Below are 20,738 nucleotides of genomic sequence, written 5' to 3'. Positions count from 1 at the left end.
GATATCTTCGTTTCAGTACACCGCATAGCGCAAATTCGTGGGTGCATGAACACTAGCTTAATCATCCCCACGGTTTGGCACCAACACCTCCCGGTTACCATTGCTCTGCATGGCAGAAACGAGCCCAGCCCGCTCCATTTCTTCGATCAAGCGCGCAGCGCGATTGTAGCCAATTCGTAACTGCCGCTGCACCAGTGAAATCGAAGCGCGCCGCGTTTTCGCCACAATAGCCACAGCTTCATCATACAGCGGATCGGTCTCGCCACCCGCCGGACGACTGCTTTCGCCATTCTCTCCGGTAAATTCACTTTCTTCTTCGCTTGCCCTGAGCACTTCCTCCACATAGCGCGGCTCACCATGCTCCTTAAGATATTCGACCACCTTGTGCACTTCATGGTCAGCGACAAAGGCACCATGGACACGTTGAGGGTAACCGCTTCCCGGCGGCAAATACAGCATATCCCCCTGACCGAGTAAAGCTTCAGCACCCATCTGATCTAATATGGTGCGCGAATCGATTTTACTGGAAACCTGGAAGGCAATACGAGTTGGAATGTTGGCTTTAATCAACCCCGTAATGACATCCACCGATGGCCGCTGGGTTGCAAGCAACAAATGAATTCCTGCTGCACGCGCTTTTTGGGCAAGCCGTGCGATCAATTTCTCGACTTTTTTCCCTACGATCATCATCAGATCGGCCAGTTCATCGATCACCACGACGATCAAGGGCATCTCCTCCAACTGTGCAGGCCCATCTGGCATCAAACTCAGCGGATTGGTCAACGCTTCCTCATTTTTGATGGCTTCACGGACTTTCTGGTTATAGCCGGCAAGATTGCGCACGCCCAGCACAGACATCAGCTTATAGCGCCTTTCCATTTCAGCCACACACCAATTGAGCGCGCTAGCCGCTTCGCGCATATCCGTCACAACCGGCGTCAATAAATGGGGAATTCCTTCATAGACCGAAAGTTCCAGCATTTTAGGGTCGATCAGAATCAACCGGACTTGCTCGGGCGTCGCTTTATACACCAAACTCAAGATGACCGCATTGATCGCAACTGACTTACCGGAACCCGTCGTTCCAGCCACCAATGCATGCGGCATTTTCGCAAGATCGGAAACGATCGGACGACCGCTGATATCCTTGCCGAGCGCAATGGTTAACGGTGACGACATGTCGGCATAAGGTTGAGAGCCCAGAATCTCGTGCAAGCGCACCACCTGACGTTTGGGATTGGGGATTTCCAGCCCCATCGTGGTTTTGCCAGGTATTGTCTCCACTACGCGAATGCTCGCAACAGAAAGCGCGCGCGCCAAATCTTTCACCAAGTTGATGATCTGGTTACCCTTCACCCCGACTGCCGGTTCTATCTCATAGCGCGTGATAACCGGCCCCGGATGGGCGGAAACAACTTTGACTTCAATACCGAATTCCTTTAATCGGCGTTCGATCAGACGAGAAGTGAGTTCCAAGGTATCATTGGACAGCAGCTCGACATCCTTTTGAGGTTCATCCAGCAAATCGAGTGGCGGCAAGAGCGTATCGGGTGACGCATCGGCAAACAAACTGGTGCGCCTCTCTTTGACGATGCGCGCAGGTTTCTGAACAACGGGATCAGGCAGCTCGATTCGTAATGGCGCATAAGGCTCGCTGGACTTATTGTCACCGCTCTCGACAAGATCGCGATCTTCTTTATGATCCCTGTTCAATTTCAGCGACGAGATCATGCTCATATCTATTCGCCGATCCCGCAAAGCCAATAAGCGATTCCAGAGGGAAAAACAAGCTTCCTCGATCGTCTCGCCGATTTTTTCAGAAATACGCACCCAAGATAGCCCCGAAAACAGGCTAAAGCCTATCGCCATCAAAATCACCAATCCAAGCGACGCACCACTAAACCCGAGTAGCATCGAAAGATTTCTACTCAGCGTCTCCCCCAGCATCCCACCCGGCACCAGGGGTAGCGATATATTGATGGAATTGAAACGAAGCGACTCGAGCCCGCTGCTGGCTGCAAGCAGAATCATAAAACCGGTTAATGATATGAGCAGCGCACGCGGATCGAATATGCTGACTATATCGATACGCCGGTAACTCCACAACACCGCTGAAAGAAAAAAAACGACCCACCACCATGCGGAAGCACCGAATAAATAAAGCAGTAGATCGGCCAGCCAAGCGCCAGCCTGCCCACCGGCATTTTTGATGTGGTCGACATGACCGCTATGCGACCACCCTGGATCGGCGCGATCGAAACTAATAAAAATCAATATCAGATACAGAGCGATACCGCCCAATACCAAACAACCCGATTCTCGTAGTAATTTAGCAATTCTTGGTGGCAGAGGATTATTGTTGGCTTTCCTCGCCATTGGTTTATTGATAGCACCCATTTAAATACCAGGAAAACAAAAACCAGTGTGTTGTTATGGAAATTATATAGAAATTCTCAGGCACGCTTTCGTCGTGACTTGTGGTTCAACAGAACAATGAAACAGCTATAAAAGCAAGGTTTCAGGCCATAATGCAAACTGCCAGGATTCAGCCAAAATGTGCAAAGCGCCGCTTGCTAGCCTGAAACTTGCTGATTCAAAAAGAACTGTTTATTTATTGGCCGATTCAAGCAGCTCAATAATGGCCGGATCTTTAGCAATATCCAATGCAGTTTTTCCACTGGCAGTCTTGATGGTCGGGTCTGCACCTTTTGCCAGCAACAACTTGACGATATCCGCATGCTCATGCAATGCAGCCCACATCAATGCGGTAATGCCATCCTGATTTTGTTGGTCGATATTGGCCCCTCGTGTCAGCAAGGTCTCAACGACGGGAAGCTGGCCGTTCTGCGCAGCCAAAATCAGCGCGGTAAAATCATTGGTCGCTTTCAGATTCGGTTGCGCTCCCTTATCCAGCAAGGTTTCGGCGATCGCTTGCTGCCCGGACAGAGCGGCCAGAATCAGCGCAGATGCACCGTTTGCATCTTGCAAGTCAGGTTTGGCGCCTTTCGCCAGCAGCGCTTTCACAATATCCTGATGACCATTCTGCGCAGCCAAATGGAGCGCTGTCGTTTGATTTTCATCGCGTAAATCCGGATTGGCACCTTTTGCCAACAAAGCATCGGCGATCGCCTGATGACCCATGGCAGATGCGACCATCAATGGCGTCAAACCATTCTTGCTTTGCAAATCCGGGTTGGCACCTTTTGCCAATAAAGCATCGACAATCGCGCTATGATCGTTCTTAGTCGCCAGCATCAATGCCGTCACGCCTTGCGTATTCTGCAAATCAAGCGCTGCATTTTTTTCCAGTAGCAAGTTTACAATTGCAGCATGACCGTTCTGCGAAGCTGCCGCAAGCGCGGTAAAACCATCAGGATTTTGCAAATCGATATTGATGCCTTCAGCAAGCAGCTTCTCGATGGTCGCAACATCTCCTTTGAGGGCAGCCTTGAGATAATCTGCTTCATTACTGGCAAAACTCACTGTTGCCAACGTCAGCAACAACATAGAAACCATCATGAATACGAATCGCTTGAACCGGAAACTATACGAAATTTTCATATTTTTCTTTAATCTACTTGGGATAACGTGATTTGAAATGATCGTCAAGTATAGCGCAAACGGTTTCATACTAAGAATATTAACTGTTCTTCAGCGGCCATTATCTCGCTGAAAGCAAGATATAGAAACGCTCTCAACTGATTTTTATTGTTTTACTAAAATTCTACCTAATAGGCGATGATAAGAATCCGTCAAAAGATTTAATCTGGATTTTTGAACGATCAAGATATTTCTGCTGAAAGTTGTGAGGAGAAAAGGCTAAATCACTTGTCATCCAACCAAGCATTCAGCTCCGAAACGGCTTGTTCCCTATCACTTTATTGCTGGAACCCATCACTGCGATATCTATTTATACTCGCGAAAGCCAGCGAACAAATCTCCAAAAGTCTTGGGTGCGTATTGCTTGAATCCCACTTCATCCACATAAACAAAATCATAGTTTATGTCAGCCTGGATCGTATTGATATCTTCGCACCACTGACGCAATCGCCGCATTTTCAAGGGCACATCCAAATCTTCCTGCCCTTTGGTCTCCACTACGACAATACGGCTATCGGATAACTTCACTAAAAAATCCGGGTAATAATGAGCGATATCTCCTCCTACGTTCACGTAGTCCAGCTTGAAATGGACTGCCAGATAGTTTTTTGCAAAAGACACGACATCGTTGCAGCTCTCCAGAAAGCTAGCAAATTCCAGCTCGAAATGGCTATCGCCGATTACCCGATTGAACACGCTTTTCTTGGGCATCAGATAGCCCTGGTCTTTCACGATAAATGGGCGTGTTTGCCGCAATTTGATGGTGTCGCGTATTTCCGCGTCCCCCTTGGTTTGGACGGTCAATGCGTTAATCGCCTTCTTGAAAACCTCGATAACGGTTTTGGTCGCAGCCAGTTCCGATAAATTACGCAAGGTATTGGGCGATTCGAGATCGACCATCTGGGCAAAAAGCGCCTCCCGGACAAACGCTTTGATTTTGCCGTATAACGCGTCATAGCCGCTGATCAGCCGCAATTCTTTCATCACCGCCTGAGTGAAATAGCCGATCACGCTACGGTAATCCGCCATACCAGCACTATCCAGTATTGTGGTATGCGTGATTTCACCAGTCGTAATGTCTTTGAAAACGATCTCTCGTTGCTCTTCCTCGCTGAATTGCTGGTAGACCACTGGTTGGAAAGTCATCGTACGTATGTCCAAGTCGCTGAGATGCTTGTATTCACGATAGATACGCGGACTCAGTACCGGAATTTCAATATCCAAGGTATCGATATTTTTTTGCTTGTTTGCATAATCAATCTCTATAACCAACGGTGTCTTGGGTTGGGTGCCCGCACCCATTGCCTTTCGCTCCAGCACCACCCCCTCGGCCTGGATGGATTCGACAAATTCCATGAAAGCATCGGTGCCGATCACGCTGACATATTCCTCCACGCCGCCGGGATACATCTTGCGCAAGCCACGGCCTAACGTCTGCTCGGGTAAAATATTGCTTTTGGCTGAATAGGCGCGCAAGCCTACGATGGTCGTCACATTGCGCACATCCCAGCCTTCCTTGAGCATCAGCACCGATACGATTACCTTGTAGGGGCTTGCCAGGGTATCGATTTCATTGGCTTGCTTGCGTAGCCGCTCCAATTCTTCTTTAGCCTTGCCGGTCGCTGCTTCGGAAATCTCGCCATTGTTCTTGGTATGAATCACCAAAACGGCCCCCTTCAACTCCGGATAACGGCCTTCCAGATAGGCTGCCACGTCATCACAGTTTTTGGTGTCATCCGTCATCACGAACAAAATGGCTTTTTTGCCCAGTTTTTGGTGTTCGTCGTAGGCTTTGCGCCATTCGATCACCCCCAGGTCGATATAGTCAGCATATTTTTCGGTGTACTTGGAACTTTGCCGCTCGCAAAGCTTGGCACGGCTGGCTGCATCCGGCAGCACCGGATGCTTGACCACGTTCTGCCAGATCGCTTCCACCAATGGATAATCCGCTACTGTCTGCACAAAAATCGCGCCGTTATTGTGCTTGGGCGTGGCTGTCACATCCAGTTGCAAGCTCAGGGAACCACCCTTTTGTAACAACCGGTGATGAATATCCTGAATTGACTGGAACCAGGCAAGTCTCGCATCATGAATATGGTGCGCCTCGTCGTTGAGTATCATCAGCTCATCAATGTCGCGCACGATCATGCCCAGATCCACCTTTGAATCCGTGGTAGTACCGGTAGGGCGCTTGCCCAGAAAATAATCCATGGTATTGTCATCATCCGGCGAAGGCGGGATATCCTCGCCGGCATACACGCGATGGATATTGGTCAGAAAGATATTGCCGGAGCGGTGCGTCACGCGCACCTCGTCCTGCAGATGCAGGGTAAGCTGAAAATCATCCCGCCAGTTTTGGCCGTCGAAACCGTTATCGGGTATCACCGGATCGTCAAAGAAAATACGCAGTCCCTGAAAATCCTTATAAATGCGATCCAGCACGATGATATTGGGCGCGATCACCAGAAAATTACGGGCAAGCGCGGAATCCGCTTCATACAACTTGTGAAAGAAGCTCCATGCCAATGCCAGGCTCATTACCTTGGTCTTGCCGCTGCCGGTTGCCATTTTCACCACAAAACGCCGCCAGCTTTCATCGAACAGACTGGCTGACACCGAACCGCTGCTGTCGAAGCGCATCAGATCAAATTTATCTTTCACCCCGACCACGTCATACAAATAAATGATCGTTTCCAACGCTTCGCGCTGCGCGAAAAAGTATTGAAACTCGACCGGGGTACCCTCAACCTGCGGCTGCAAGTGCGGCTCCTGGAACCACCATCTGAGCAAGCTCTGACTGGTACGGGTTGTCCCGACATAGCCGCTCTCACGAAACACCCTCACCTTGCGCCGCAGCTGCGACACCAGTGGCGGCATAAGCTTGTCCATGTTGGTTTCACGCAACGCTTCATCCGCCGGAAACCAGCGGATAGCGGGATCAAGGATGGCATACGGGGAATCAGGGAAATCAGGGTGGAGCGCCATGCTCAGTACTCAATGTTTTCTTAGGTGCTCGGCAATTTGTTCCGGCTCCAGACGCACGAGCTTGCCATTCTGATAAATAACCGCGTATTGCCCCAAACGCCGCTTCTTGTCCAATGCCTCGGCAACTGCACGCTGCAATACCTCTCTGGCTTGCTGTGCTAGTCGTTGAATCTCAGTCATACCTAATAGTTGCGAATAAAATAATTACTCATGATGATAGTAATCGTTGATTTGCTGTCACAACCGGAATTCCCTGATTACAAAAATCACTGTCATGAGTGAGGAGCTTGAATCTCCATTCCTTGCACATCGCCACAATAATCTGGTCGTTGAAATCGACATCTCCTGCAGCATACTCTGCAACCAATTCATTGACATCCAATGTATTAAATTTGTTTTCGATTCGTGTGCAGTGACTGAGTACACGCTTTACATCGTCAGCAATATCCCGCGCTAATGGCTTGAAATCCTGGCATTTTCGAAATTTCTTGAAATCCTTGTGTGGTTTACCCAGCACATCCCATTTAATGCGGGCATAGGTATTTATGAATTCAGAAACTATCAGTACATCAATATAAATTTTGCAATGCGCAGCCAGAATTTTTGCGAATGCTTGCGAATAGATCATCACTCTCGCATCCTCTGGTTTTTGCGGACCATAGATAAACAACCAGATATTCGTATCCAGCAATAGCTCATCGTCTGGTGTAAAATTGTAATTGGCTACCGACAAAGCCTTACTAACCATTGCCTTCATCCCCCAGTGTATCCTGAATTGCTTGATCGAATCTCTGTGGATTCTTGAAATATTGCTTGGCTGTTTCAACCACACGCTTAAGCAGTGCAAGATCGTCCGGTTCCATATCCTTCACTTTAAGCAAGGCACGAATTTGCTCTTCGTTAAACTCACCGTATAATTGACCGATAGCAGCATTCAAAAACGCCGAGGTCAGAGTTGAAACATTATGGAATGAGAGGATCGCACTCCTGCCGTCTTTAAACGCTGCAGATAAGCGATCATAAATTTTCTGCCCATCGCTGGAGGCCACACACAAAGGACTGCCTACAACCTCGAATATAGATATTGTTAATTCTTTCTTCATAATAACTACCTCAAAAAATATCTGTCGTGGCTGGCTCAGAAACAAGCTTATATGAATTTGTATCGGCTGTATTGATTTCAACAGTAACCACTGTGCCGGGAAATGAGTAATTTAATGGCCTAGTGATAGTTTCTCTATTTTCACGCCGCCAATAGCCCGCGTCCGACACAATCTGAATACAACCACCATTCAAATCAATAAACTCTCTGAGCAACTTAAGCCCTAACCCGCCTGGTACCGGACCATTCTTAGTTGTGTTTCGCCCCTCAGTTGTCCATTGAATTGCAGCCTCTGCTGAAAGGATCAGTCCTGTATGGTCTTGTATATTTTGGCGCATTCCTACACCTAGATCAGTTACTGAGAAATCAAGCCGTTGCCGCGCAGGATAAAATTGACCACAACTAAAGATTCCCAAGTCAGTACGCGAATGCAGCACCGCATTACTAAAAATTTCAAAAATACTTTCACGAAACTTCTTCAGCAACCCGGGCGACATAATTGGCATTTCTGCGCGATGAATCAGTTCGTTCTCGATATAGTCCGCAAAATAGCGATCATCCTTTACATCGAATCGCCGGTAGGGAATAGTTGTTCCCCAACGGTCAGGTACTTTTTCTCGGCCATAATGACTGAGAAAACCATTTTTGGACAGAATCTTTTCGACACTGGTACAAACGTTAATCAGCCTGATTGTATTCAAATTCTCCCCAAGACGATAGAGAATTGCTCCAAATGCAGCACACATATCAGCATCAAACCAAGAGGTTGCAATCATGTCGATATCAATTTCATCAAAGATGCAATCTTTTGTTTCAGCTTCTAAGCTGACTAATGATTGGAATCCTTTCAGATCATGCCGAATCTCTGGAAGTAAAAACTTCACACCCTCACCTCCACGATGGTCATAGTGTCATTGCCAAAAATATCCACCACCTTCACTGCGATCTTGCGCCGACCGGGCATGACTTCATGAAATACGCTGATCAATTCCAGCGAACGGTCTTTCTTGGTGCGAAAACTTTGCCACTCATTTTCGAAGACGTAATCTCCCGTCCAGACCTCTTCGTATTCATCCAATGTCAACTGTGGTGGCTCCATCCCTTCCAATGCACCTTGGCCAGGGGGAAATTTTCTGACCCGGATAATTTCACGTTTGTTCTCGAAATCGAAATCCACCGACCAGTAATCGATCCAATCGGTCCAGTGCCGGGTCAGTTGCTCGCGGGTGATCACGCCGTCCTTGTCCCTGCTCACTTTTACGATCTGCCCCTTCTCCACTACGATTTTGCTCTGTTTGTCCTTGAGGGTTGCTTCGGCATAGGCAATCGAATCCTGCGCATAAAACACCGAAAAATCTGTCAGCTCGACGGCGAGGGTATTGCCCTTGATATGCGGCTTGACTTCGATAAACGATACATCATGAAACACCACCTGATTCTTTTCCACCGCACGCTTGTCAAACACCTCGGCCGGGATGTATTTGGGGGCGATGTCGATGCCCTTGGCGCGGGCTTCATCCAGCACATTGGGAAACAAGCCCATCTCGAACTCGAAGCCGAGGATATCCACCTTGGTGATATGCTGCTTGCGGCATTCCAGGATGATCTCTTCAACGAATAATCGTGTCACCGGCAAATTCACCGGCCCCACCGCCACCAGCCGCCCGACTTTCTTGCCGTGGAAACAGGCAAATTGCGTCACTTTCTCCGCCCGGTAGGCGCGCAGAATTAGATCGAGGAACGCAGCCTCCTTGGCGGCAAGCTGCTGTTGTTTCTGTTCCTCGCGCAGATCGGGATTGACGCCAATGTAATGTTGACGCTCGTATTTACCGAGATTGAGGATCTCAAACGCGCGGTAATCCTTGCCCTCCGCTTTGAGCTGGCGCTGTACGCCGATCATGCGCTTGCGCGTGGTGTGGAGGGCGAATTTACCGAGATCGGAAGCGATCCATTTGCGCCCGAGTTTTTCCGCCACCGCCGCCGTGGTGCCGGAACCGCAGAAGAAATCGGCGACCAGATCATCTTCGTTGCTGGAAGCTTTGATGATGCGTTCGAGCAGGGCTTCTGATTTTTGCGTAGGATAACTAACCAACTCTGATGAAACTGGATTTACGCCTGGCAAATCGTCCCAAATCGTTTGAATTACTGTTCCCTCAGTGTCATCTAAATATTGTTTGATATTTGGTTGACCTGTAGATGCAAAGACTATCTTTCCACTAGCTAATCCCTCATTAATTCTCTCTTGCGTCCACGCCCAATGACGTCCTTTAGGAGGAGCGATGGTTCTTTCTCCAAACTGACGAGCTGGGCCTGAGCCTTTTGCCGAGAGTGTAACTAAGCGATATCTTCGTCCATCTTCATCCACATTTCCATAGTGTGATTTGATATAAGAATCACTATGTGGCTTGGTCTGCTTGTTAAATATAAATGAATCAGATTTTATGTATAAGAGAATTGTGTCATCAACGATTCCAAATTTTTTTCCACCACTATGTGAAAAAATTCGCTTCCAAATAATCTGATTGAGCAATTTCTCCTTACCAAATACTTCATCCATTACAAGACGAATATAACTATTCACCCGCCAATCACAATGCACATAAATGCTGCCATCTTCCGCCAGCAAGTCGCGCATCAGCACCAGTCGCTCATAGATCATCGCAATGAAGGAATCCGCCCCTTTGCCCCAGGTATCACGGTAAGCGATTTCTTCGAGGATGTTGGGTTTCTTGGTGAACGTGTCGCCACCGATTTCGATATCCATCGAGAAATCGGCACCAACGTCAAACGGGGGATCGATGTAGATCAGTTTGAGGCCGCCCTGCTTTTCGATTTCTTCACGTAACGGCCCATTCTTGAGTGAGGACAAAATCAGCTTGTTATCGCCCCAGATCAGCTTGTTGGTCCAGCCCTTGAGCTGCCGCCCGCGGTTGTCGATATCGAACAGGCTCGGTTGCAAAGCGGTATCCGATGACTTTTCCGCGCGCGGTTCGTCGACTTGTTCGATGGTCTGGAAGGGGAGCACGATGTTGCACACTTCATTGGTCTTGCCGTTCCACACCAGCTCTACTTCGCGCTTGTCCTCGAACAGCAGGAAACGGTATTTATCCGGCAATGGCTTGCCCGCCTCCAGGCACAGCGTGATATCGCGGATTTCGTTGTCAGAGAGTTTCATCCACTTGCCTGCTTGTCACAATGACAATGCCCTAAAATAGCCGGTCAGTTCGAGGTAGCCGCGTCCCGCCGGTTGGCCATCGCGCGTGAAAGTAACCGCACCTTCCCAGTACACGGCATTGGTCGATTGGCGCGAATCGAGTTCCTGATCGTCCATCAGCGGCGTCAACACCCATTCGACATCCTTGATCTTGATGCGCATTTCGACTGGGTATTCCGCGTCAGTGTGTGGGGAGCGCCAGGTGCGGATAGGGTGAAAGCTGATCTCATCGGGTGAGAAAATCGTCATATTTCCAGAAGCATCACGCAAACCGGCATGTGCCCAGACCTTCTGACCGTCCTTGCCGCGAATCTGAAACACCATCAGCGCCGAGCCATCGTCGAGATTGGCGCTGGCCCAATCCCATCCCACCGCGTTCTCATGCAGGAGCTCACTCGACCATTCATGATCGAGCCAGGCGCTGCCCTTCACCGGCAGATTCTTACCCTCGCGCGTCACGGTGCCGCTCACTTGCAAATGCGGTTCACTATAGTAATAACTCGCTTGTTCCGGCTTGGGCCCCTTGCGCGAGAAGCCTTCCAAATCCTGCAGCATGAGGGGCTGCGACGGTGTCAACGTGAGTTCCAGGGTAAAATCTTCCCCTTCGGTATAGGTACGATAGCGACCATCGGCTTGCCGGACGAAATACCAGTCATCGAGCTTCACATCGGTATCGCCCGCTTTGGCATAAGCGAGGCCGAAGCCCTCACGTGCGCTCTTTTCCGCGTGCAATAGTTTGCTGACCTTCGGATCGGACAGCGCCGCATGCCCGACGATCAACCGTTTTGGTGCGAAACGGCTTGGATTATCCTCATCGTGACTGGTAGCAGAACGAAAAAAGGTCACTTGAAAACCCAAGGGCTGCTGATCGGAGGTTTCTAGCCAACCGGTCACATACCACCACTCAATGCGGAAAACCTCATGTGAGCCAAAATCCTCCGGAAACACCAGCGGCCTGGGTGTGACCGGCGTAAATTCCGGTGGCGCGGCGTTCGACACCCCCAGTGTGGTCAGCGCTATCAATAGCATGAACAGCTTATGCATCACGAATTCTCCTTACCAATCTTCTTTGACAGCGCGCACCACATTCCCAGATACCGCCTGCCGCCCGGCCAGCAATGCGGTCAGCGCTGCCGCTATCAGCATGGCGAGCGCCATGCTGATCAGCCATTGCCATGGCAGATGGAGTTGCATCGTCCAGTGAAACGACTGTGGATTGACGATGAAAATCAATATCAGGCTGATACAGCTACCCAATAAGAAGCCGATACCGATACCGAAACCAGCCAATAATCCTCCTTCCAATGCCAGCATGCGATAAATCTGGCCGCGCGTGACGCCGATATGGCGCAGCATGCCAAATTCCTTGATCCGCCTCAATGCCTGCGCCGAGAAGCTGGCCGCCACGCCAAGCAAGCCCACACCGACTGCGATCAGTTCGAGCAAATAGGTGACTGCAAAACTGCGGTCAAAAATTTTCAAGCTGATCGCACGGATCTCGTTAGGCTGCCAGAATGTCAGCGTTTCGCCAAAAGGTAATGCTTTCATCAGGGTAATGAAGCGTGTTGGCGTCATATCGGGTTGTAGCCAAAGCGCGGCTTCATTGACCCGCAATTCGCCTGTTATGGTCTGGTAATCGCTCAATTGTATTTGAATGGCGCCAAACTGACGCCCGTAATCACGCCACACGCCTGCAACGATATAATCTTGTGGCTCATCACTCAATGGCAAAGTCACGCGCTTGCCCACTTGATAATCATACAGGTCGACCATCGCCTCCGATACCCAGATGGGGATCGCATCGGACGGCAACTCAGCAGAGGCCAGTACGTCATCGGTCATGGGCAAGGTATTGCCTGGGTCGGCTAAATCGATCGGTCGAGCGATCAGCGTAACGGTAGGCCGGGCCGGATCCAAGGTAATCTGTAATGAGTGTATGAAGTCGATCCGTTCGATCCCTGCCGCATTTGCAATCATTTGTTGCTCCTGCGGCGAGAAGCCTACTGCATCCTGGCGAACTTCTGTGCGCACATAGACATCGGCAGGCAAAATATGCGTCAACCAGTCCTCGATCGAGATGCGGAAACTCGCCACCATGATCGCCATCGCCACCATCAGGCTGAAACTTGCCAGCACCCCGCTCAACGCAATGGCTGCTTGCTGCGGCGCATTCGCCAGCCTAGCCAATGCTAACCCAGCCAATGCACCGGATGACAATCGGTTAAACACGTTAAATAACCAGGCAAAAAATAGCGATGCAAGCGATGGCATCCAGAGGATGCCCCCGATCATCAGCAGCGCTACCGAGAAATAACCAAAAACAGGCAGCTCCGCAACTGGCGGCAGTTGCGTCAATATAGCGGCCAACACCAAGCAGCTATACGCAGGCCAAGGCTTACGTAATCCAGCCAGCGCGATCTCCTCGCTGCCTGATTTGAGTGCAGGCGCGGGATGCGCCCGTGCGGCTTCCCAAGCGGGCATCAAGCTACCCAGCAAGGTCACGCCCACACCTAGCGCAAAAAAGAGTAATGCCGCCATCGGATCGAATTGCACGCTCGGCTGAATCTCAGGAAAAAATCCCCCGCCGAGATCGCCACTGAACACACGCAGCGCAGTCGCCGCCAAGACATAGCCGAATCCAAGCCCTAGCAGTGATCCCACGATACCGAGCAAGCTGCTTTCGCGCAGGATTTGCCAGAGGATTTGCTTGCGTGTCAGACCGAGTACGCGCAGCAGCGCAAATTGTGGACGCCGCCTCAGCGTAGACAATACCTGTGCTGAAAATACCAGGAAAGTGCCGGTAAACAGTGCGACCAGTGCCAGTACATTCAGGTTGATCCGATATGCCCGTGACATGTTATGAATACGTTTTTCCTGATCGGCTGTTTCGATCACCAAATAGTGGTTGGGTAATTCGCGTTCCAACGCCGCCTTGAACCCCTCATGGGAAATACCTTGCTTCAACTTCAGGTCGATGCGCGACAACACGCCCACATGGTCAAAATGCCATTGGGCCGCGCCAATATCCATGACGGCGATACGCTGCCCGGCATGGGCCCTGACCAATCCGCCCGCTACCCGCAATGTCACGGTTTTCGTACCGAGACGCAGCGGCAACGCATCGCCCTCCTTCACTTCCAGCCATTCCATCGCTGCCGGTGACAGAAAAATAGCATCCTCCATCAGCATGTCGAAGGGACGGTCTTCAGCGGGCACGCCGAGCAAATCTGGCGTCACGGTAATCGCTCGCAGCATGTCGATCCCAAGAATTTTCAGGGTGGTGTTTCTTATTTCATCCGCTTTACCGGGAATAGCAGCCTGGATTTCCAGTATCGGACTGGCCTGTGCCACCCCCGCATGTTGCGCCAATTTCGGATAGAGCATCTCATCGAAAGTCGGTTGCGTTGCGCGTACCTGAAAGTCGGATTGACCCGAGAGGCTTTTAACGGCTGCTGAAAATTCACTGACCGCTGCGGTATTGATCAGATGAATCGAAAACCCCATGGCGATGCCCAGCATGATGGCAATGATCGACACCACGATTTGCAAGCGATGCGCTTGCCACTCGCCCAACGTGAGCCAGCGGAATAGCAAATTACGGTTCATGCGTTTGATCCACCCTCTAGCGGCTGCAAACCAGCCTTGGTCAGCAGCAGGATACGATCGGCCGTGGCGGCGGCTGCCTGCGAATGGGTGACGATAATACCCGCAGCGCCGTTGGCTTTGATTTCAGAACGCATCAATTGCAGAATTTCCTGCGCGGTATCCGGATCGAGATTGCCTGTCGGCTCATCGGCCAGAATCAAACGGGGGCGATGCACCAAGGCACGGGCAATCGCCACACGCTGCAACTCTCCGCCCGACAATTGGCGCGGAAAATCCTGCTCGCGCCCCTTCAGTCCAACCGCGGTCAACATGGTTTCGGCACGATCGAGTGGTAAATGATTGAGCAGCAGCGGCAGTGAAACGTTTTGCAACAGGGTCAAATGCGGTAACACGTGAAACGCTTGAAAGATGAAACCAAAATGACGCCGCCGCAGCCTAGTGGCAGCATCGTCATCGTTCGCAGACAAGGCAATACCGTCGACCCATATTTCACCTGTATCAGGTGCATCCAGGCCAGCGATCAAGTTCAAAAGCGTCGATTTCCCTACACCAGAATCCCCCATGATCGCCACATATTCGCCTGCTGCTAGGGTATACGACAAATCGGACAACACCTGCCGTCCATTCCCGTATGTCTTACTGATGCCGCGTAATTCCAAGGTAGCTGTATTTTTCATGATAAGTCGATTGTCCCATGAAAAAGGCTTGAAAGGCAGTCCTATAGCTTGACTAAATTCGTTTAGATAAATGGCCAGATCATGGCATTGAAGATTTTAAATGTTATGTCGAGCGGGCTATCGTCTCCAGAAACATCCGCCAAATAGGTGATATTCTGTAGCGGCAGGATGTGGAGCGGGAACGCAAAGCTATAAAACGTAATTTAAAATGCCCACAAGCAGCTCAGACTCTCCAGCTGACGGAAAAATCCTCCTGATTGTGAACAATCAGCGGTAGGCGCTGGGTAGCACGGCTATACCGCGGCACGGGTTTTTGATAAGTGGCGGAGACCCAACAAGCAAGCTGTTGACCTGACAACAGAAAACGACTCCCAACGCTTCTTCACGCGAGGCCCATAACGTCAAACCAGCCGGGGTCTGGGGGCAGACGCTATCAACTCCATAACGGGTGCCCGATGCCGATAGATATCATTCCTACCCAGAATACATCCGTTTTGTGTGTTCACCCTCACCGCCTCGACGCAGTCGTGATCGCCCACATGACCCACTGGATGCCTTCAGAATGATGTCAAAAATGGCCGTTAGCAAGTTGCTGCAGTCATTCCAATTTTATGTGGATAGCAGCAGTGCGATTAACGATATACCTATGATCGCATTGTTCTATCAACGAACCAAGCATAAACGAGCCCGGAAACGGCATAAAATTCTTATAATACTTATTTTGTTAAAGTGTACTTTCATAAAATATAGTATTCAATTAAAATACACTACATGAAAGTATCTAAGGAAGAACTCGTCGCTGTTCTCGCCCAGTTCAACCCCTGGTGGCGTGACGAAGCCATTGCCGACCTCCCTAAGTGGCGGCGAGCCGCATTTCGTGAGCTTCATACCTGGATCATTGCGCCGCCGGCGCCTCGTGCCGTGCTGCTCTCCGGCGCCCGCCAGATTGGTAAAACGACACTGATGCTGCAAGCGGTGGATGTGCTGCTGAGAGCTGGTATACCTACCGCCAACATCCTTTACGCCACGTTCGATCACCCCATTCTCAAGCTCGCATCCATCGACGCCGTACTCGACGCATGGCGCGAGCGCGAGCCTAAGGTCGAGGGGGTGGAGTACTTATTCTTGGACGAGGCTCAGTTCATACGCGACTGGGGCACATGGGTCAAGCATCAGGTTGATTTCTGCAAGGAACGGCGCATTACTTTCACTGGCTCCGCGATGCCTTTGGTGGAAGCTGGCCAGGAATCCGGGGTCGGTCGTTGGCACACCATCCGCCTGACCACTCTAACATTCTACGAATACCTACAGATCAAGAATCTATCACTCCCCGCCCTACCCAAGCTTCGCAGCCTGAAAAATCTATTTGAATGGCCACAGACCGACTTCTACCGAATTGCCGAGGCCGCCAGTACCTATGTTGGTCATTTCCATGAATACTTAGTGCGCGGCGGCTTTCCGCAGACCGCGCAGACAGACAGCATTACCCAGGCACAGCGTCTGCTGCGCGAAGATATCATCGACAAGGTTCTCAAGCGTGACATGACTGCACTGTTCGGCGTTCGCCGCGTACTGGACCTCGAGCACACCTTCCTTTACCTATGTATGCACGATGGTGGCCTGCTCGACATGGTAGACCTGTGTGCCAACCTGGAGGTCAAACGTCCCACAGCACAGAGTTTCATCGAACTACTGGAGGCAACGCATCTCATCTACCGCCTACCCCCCTTCGGCTATGGCAAGGACGTGCTGCGCGCGCGCTTCAAGATCTACTTGGCCGACGCCGCCATTGCTCCAGCCGTCATGCTTAAGGGCAAAGCCATCCTGGAAGATGCAACCGCGCTCGGCGTAGCCACTGAAACCGCTGTGTTTAAACACCTGTTTGCACGCTATTACGCACAAAACGTGCGCTTTTCCTACTGGCGTGAAAAAAAAGATCACGAGGTAGACCTCGTAGCTGAAGTAGACGGTGAAATCATTCCCTTCGAAGTGAAATATCGCGCCCAGCATACTGGTGTACGTGAACTCAAAGGCCTGATTGAATTGTGCGAAAGCAAACGCATCTCGCGCGGCTATGTTGTCACCAAATCGCTTGATGACTTCGGCCTGATGACCGCCCCGCAGCCTGCTCGCGGTAGCGGCCAGGCTCCAACTCAAATTATGCGCATCCCCGCGCCACTACTATGCTACTGGATGGGTGCCACTGAGCTACCAGTGGGCACCGAATGAGCTTGATCCCGCAATAACCGGATGGCAGAATTTGTGGAAGGTATCGTATGATTCCAGTTCTAACGACTTTAGCGCCGGGATTGATTGAGGCCGGCCGTCCGTTTAATTGGCTAATTGATTCCAAATTTGGCTAAGCGTGAGAAGGCGAACGCACGCTGCTTCAAGCTGAAGAGCAGCAAGCACTGCAGGAAATGCAAACAAATTTGTCTGCTATTTTAGCTGAAGCTAGCTCTACTGAACTGTGGACGAGATGGGAAAGACCAGCTTTTCTGTATGTGATCTACGGGGTAATTTTGCTGTGCTAACCTCGCCAAAGCATCCCAAGCATTGATTACCTAATCAACGCGTTTGCATTTCATTGATTTGGTCATCCGAATAGGCTTATTGACCCAACGCCATTGCTTCCCAACTTTTTTATTACCACAATAAGTACAAATACTTAGAAGAAGCTAACAAAGTATATAGCCATTACTGACTTCTAATTCTCGAATGCCAGACTTTATCGGCCATACGTTATGCGTATTAATTAGAGGCTGGCACCTGCCGCGCAATCCGACGAAGTAATCGCCCCAATAGATCAGAGCCGGTAATGATGCGCTGCTTGTCCTTACCCCAGACCAGGATCAAATCTTCATCGATGACATCATCACCTGGCCGCTCCGGACGCACTATCAGCCGCGTCAATGTTTGTCCCAGCGGCAAATTCGGGTCACGCACTACTAAAGGGCGGTGGCACCAGTGGAAAGGCTCGAAAGGACCCTTGTCAAATAACGCAGCTCGCAACAATACAGCGGCACTCGCTACCAAACGAGGTTCATCGGCTTCATCCACCAACACGATCCATTTTTTGCCAGAGGCTGCAATCTGACGCAAAAAAGGGTCATCCACACTGCGCTTGATCTCCGGAAAAACTGGCCGACCATTGTGGAATACCAGACGAAACACGCTTAGTGGGTCCAGTAATTCTCCTTCCTGCCCCACCGGCAGATCATCCAGCGCCAGAAAATTGATAGCGCCGACGGCTTCGACATGACTGATCTCAGTGCCCACGCTACGCGCGTGTTGTTCCAATATCTGGCTGAGCTCATGTTCTCGCAGCCAGGGAATCCCTTCAGGACCAATCCATGCGTCAAGCAGTTTGCTCGAAGGCCATGCCACTGGCCATAGCAGCAGACGATAAAAATGCAGCAACGGTACAAGCCGTGCCGCTACCGATAGTGCATGCCGCGAGAAATAGGCTTGTGGTGCGATTTCACCTGCAAACGTAATCACAATCGTGGAAAACAGGAACGCGCTCAGGCCCGTCAACACTGAGTCTGCCAGCAAGGTTAGCAAAACATTGATCGCAACATTGCCCCATAAAATCGTCGTCAGCGTCAAATTCGCGTCCTGCCGTAACGCCAGAATGCGTTGGGCACCCACGTCCCCGTTTTGCGCTACAGCCTCCAGCTGTAACCGACTCAAGCTGAAAATGGCCAGGTTCAACCCGGAAAATACCGCCGATTGGCTAAGACAAACCACGATACCAAACCACACGAACAATTCACTCATGCCCTACTCCACGACGCACAATGATGAGGAAGTTCTCATGCATCCAACTGATCGGCTGCTTCAATCGCCCCGTTTTCGCTGCCGTTTCCTGCCAAATAATGGCTTAGCCGCCAGGTATGGTAGATCACGCGCTCCAACCAGCGAATCGCATCCAAGGCTTGCAGCGCATCGAATGGCGTCCGATTTCCCCCCGCTGTCTGGCGCAGGATGGCTAGGCGCTCATTACGCCGCAACTCAGCGAGCATCTGCGCCTGGTGTTCCAATTGAACCAACCAATTTTCAGAAGCCCTGCCAAGCAGTCCCTGCCGCGCCAACTCCAATGTTTCTTGACATTGCTTCAACGCCCCTTGCAAGGGAGGCTGTGCCAGCACATTGCGTGTGGTCGTGTTTAAACCCAGGCGAGTATACAAACGCATCAGATGATCAATTGCATGTAACTGAGCGATGCGCGAATGAGACAAGGGTTCATCATCGGCAATGGGTGGAATTTTTGCAAAAAAACGCTGTGTTTTGTCTAGCGCCTCCTTGATTTCCATCCGTTCTTGCTCACTAACTCGAGCCACAGCACTACTGAGCAACTTATTCAGTTGATCGATTATTTCAAGTGCCGTGTTAACCAAGGTGCGCCGCGCCGACTCCAGCGCTACTGCCGGCGCTTGCAATAAAGTGTCGTCTAAATGACGCGCAAGTCGCGCCCCCCGCTCGGGCAACCACCGCTCAATCCACCGTGCATAGGGCCGGCTGAACGGTAAAAAGATCATCACACCCAAGGCAATGAACGTCGTATGAAAAACAGCCAAGCTTACCGGCCCGGCATCCAGCCCCAGCTGTTGCTGCGCCAGCGCTAACCCCCCCAGTAAAACCGGCAACAATGCTAAGGCAAATACTCCTGTGGTGAGATTAAAAACAATATGAGCCAGTGCAGTGCACTTGGCGGAAACGCTGCCGCCGATGGCGACCAACGCACCGGTAATTGTCGTCCCGATCGCCGCGCCTATCACCAGGGAGGCGGCCTGCTCAAAATTAATCACATTGGCGTGCAGGGCCGTCAGTGTTGTCGCAACCGCTGCACTCGAAGACTGCATGACGACCGTCATGAACACGCCAATAACCGTCGCTATCAGATGACCGATCACGCCCGTCGAGGGTAATGCCGTCAAATCGAAGGCACCCGCCAATACTTGCATGCCATTTTGCAAATGATCAATGCCTACGAATATCAAGCCAAAACCCGCGAGCGCGAGCCCCGACGACCGCCAACGGCCATGAGTCAGCAAGCGCAGCAATGCGCCGATCCCGACCAGCGGCAAAGCGTAGAAACCCAAGCTGACTTTCAACCCCAACATTGATACCATCCACCCCGTCCCGGTCGTTCCCAGACTCGCGCCTAGCACTACACCCACTGCTTGCGGGAAAGTCAGTAAGCCAGCGCTTACGAAGCCAATTAGCGTGACTGTTGTCGCGGTCGATGATTGCACCATCAACGTGACCAAGGCACCTGACACGAAAGCCTTATAGGGCGTGCCAGTGAAGCGAACCAGCGCACCGCGCAATGCATCGCCCGCAACTGCCTTGAGCCCATCGGTCAGCAATACCATGCCCATTAAAAACAGACCGATTCCTCCAAATAATTGGAAAAACAGGGCGGTCATGGTCGACTGGCCTCAAATAAAAAGGTAAATTTTGTTACTGTGTAATGCAGCATACGTTCGATCTCTCCTTTTCTTCTTGTTTTTTTCATTTTGTACCCTGCATTTGGCAAGTAATGGCATTA

The 20,738-nt window shown here is 50.8% G+C and carries 15 protein-coding genes and 1 pseudogene; 3 read left to right on the top strand and 13 right to left on the bottom strand.

All coding sequences use genetic code 11. The features are described from left to right. Positions 1 to 57: 57 nt before the first annotated feature. The 11 genes from C8R30_RS04435 to C8R30_RS04390 all read right to left on the bottom strand — a co-directional run bounded on the left by C8R30_RS04435 (position 58) and on the right by C8R30_RS04390 (position 15,184). Complete coding sequence (locus tag C8R30_RS04435) at positions 58 to 2,397, bottom strand: DNA translocase FtsK (protein ID WP_090672194.1); 2,340 nt, start codon at positions 2,395 to 2,397, stop codon at positions 58 to 60. A gap of 210 nt (positions 2,398 to 2,607) precedes the next feature. Continuing rightward, positions 2,608 to 3,561, bottom strand: a complete 954-nt coding sequence (locus tag C8R30_RS04430; protein WP_090672191.1) for an ankyrin repeat domain-containing protein — start codon at positions 3,559 to 3,561, stop codon at positions 2,608 to 2,610. 345 nt (positions 3,562 to 3,906) lie between these two features. Next, positions 3,907 to 6,585 (bottom strand): DEAD/DEAH box helicase family protein, encoded by a 2,679-nt coding sequence (locus C8R30_RS04425; RefSeq protein WP_107789632.1) that lies wholly within the window; start codon positions 6,583 to 6,585, stop codon positions 3,907 to 3,909. 9 nt (positions 6,586 to 6,594) lie between these two features. Continuing rightward, positions 6,595 to 6,765, bottom strand: coding sequence for a hypothetical protein (locus C8R30_RS15815; RefSeq protein WP_181257754.1), 171 nt, complete (start codon positions 6,763 to 6,765; stop codon positions 6,595 to 6,597). A gap of 28 nt (positions 6,766 to 6,793) precedes the next feature. Further along, the gene (locus tag C8R30_RS04420; protein ID WP_181258698.1) at positions 6,794 to 7,333 is read right to left on the bottom strand and encodes a type II toxin-antitoxin system VapC family toxin; all 540 of its coding nucleotides are present in this window, start codon (positions 7,331 to 7,333) and stop codon (positions 6,794 to 6,796) included. Beyond that, complete coding sequence (locus C8R30_RS04415; RefSeq protein ID WP_107789630.1) at positions 7,326 to 7,688, bottom strand: STAS-like domain-containing protein; 363 nt, start codon at positions 7,686 to 7,688, stop codon at positions 7,326 to 7,328. The genes C8R30_RS04420 and C8R30_RS04415 overlap by 8 nt, the downstream gene beginning before the upstream one ends. 10 nt (positions 7,689 to 7,698) lie before the next feature. Further along, the gene (locus C8R30_RS04410; RefSeq protein WP_107789629.1) at positions 7,699 to 8,571 is read right to left on the bottom strand and encodes an ATP-binding protein; all 873 of its coding nucleotides are present in this window, start codon (positions 8,569 to 8,571) and stop codon (positions 7,699 to 7,701) included. Beyond that, the gene (locus C8R30_RS04405; RefSeq protein WP_107789628.1) at positions 8,568 to 10,862 is read right to left on the bottom strand and encodes a site-specific DNA-methyltransferase; all 2,295 of its coding nucleotides are present in this window, start codon (positions 10,860 to 10,862) and stop codon (positions 8,568 to 8,570) included. Before C8R30_RS04405 ends, C8R30_RS04410 begins: the two co-directional genes overlap by 4 nt. Before the next feature lie 15 nt (positions 10,863 to 10,877). Next, positions 10,878 to 11,945 (bottom strand): lipocalin-like domain-containing protein, encoded by a 1,068-nt coding sequence (locus tag C8R30_RS04400; protein WP_107789627.1) that lies wholly within the window; start codon positions 11,943 to 11,945, stop codon positions 10,878 to 10,880. 12 nt (positions 11,946 to 11,957) lie between these two features. Further along, positions 11,958 to 14,507: an FtsX-like permease family protein gene (locus C8R30_RS04395; RefSeq protein ID WP_107789626.1), complete on the bottom strand. Its 2,550-nt coding sequence runs from the start codon at positions 14,505 to 14,507 to the stop codon at positions 11,958 to 11,960. After that, the gene (locus C8R30_RS04390) at positions 14,504 to 15,184 is read right to left on the bottom strand and encodes an ABC transporter ATP-binding protein (RefSeq protein ID WP_107783317.1); all 681 of its coding nucleotides are present in this window, start codon (positions 15,182 to 15,184) and stop codon (positions 14,504 to 14,506) included. Before C8R30_RS04390 ends, C8R30_RS04395 begins: the two co-directional genes overlap by 4 nt. A gap of 62 nt (positions 15,185 to 15,246) precedes the next feature. On the opposite strand from C8R30_RS04390, the pseudogene C8R30_RS04385 reads away from it, so the two are divergent. From C8R30_RS04385 to C8R30_RS16630, 3 genes and pseudogenes are all read left to right on the top strand, one after another. Next, positions 15,247 to 15,461, top strand: a pseudogene (locus tag C8R30_RS04385) (ISNCY family transposase); the annotation flags it as partial. Positions 15,462 to 15,955: 494 nt separating this feature from the next. Then, the gene (locus C8R30_RS04375) at positions 15,956 to 17,413 is read left to right on the top strand and encodes an ATP-binding protein (RefSeq protein ID WP_090666770.1); all 1,458 of its coding nucleotides are present in this window, start codon (positions 15,956 to 15,958) and stop codon (positions 17,411 to 17,413) included. A gap of 155 nt (positions 17,414 to 17,568) precedes the next feature. After that, positions 17,569 to 17,718, top strand: coding sequence for a 3TM-type holin (locus tag C8R30_RS16630; protein ID WP_420812391.1), 150 nt, complete (start codon positions 17,569 to 17,571; stop codon positions 17,716 to 17,718). Positions 17,719 to 17,935: 217 nt separating this feature from the next. Here C8R30_RS16630 and C8R30_RS04365 read toward each other — a convergent pair whose 3' ends face one another. Beyond that, positions 17,936 to 18,964, bottom strand: coding sequence for a DUF21 domain-containing protein (locus C8R30_RS04365; protein ID WP_090666768.1), 1,029 nt, complete (start codon positions 18,962 to 18,964; stop codon positions 17,936 to 17,938). 35 nt (positions 18,965 to 18,999) lie between these two features. Further along, positions 19,000 to 20,616 (bottom strand): Na/Pi cotransporter family protein, encoded by a 1,617-nt coding sequence (locus C8R30_RS04360; RefSeq protein ID WP_107789625.1) that lies wholly within the window; start codon positions 20,614 to 20,616, stop codon positions 19,000 to 19,002. Positions 20,617 to 20,738: the final 122 nt, after the last annotated feature.

This window comes from Nitrosomonas nitrosa, assembly GCF_003051105.1.
Classification (GTDB): domain Bacteria; phylum Pseudomonadota; class Gammaproteobacteria; order Burkholderiales; family Nitrosomonadaceae; genus Nitrosomonas; species Nitrosomonas nitrosa.
The sequence above is the reverse complement of the archived record's forward strand: the minus strand, read 5'-3'. Positions and strand labels throughout refer to the sequence as shown.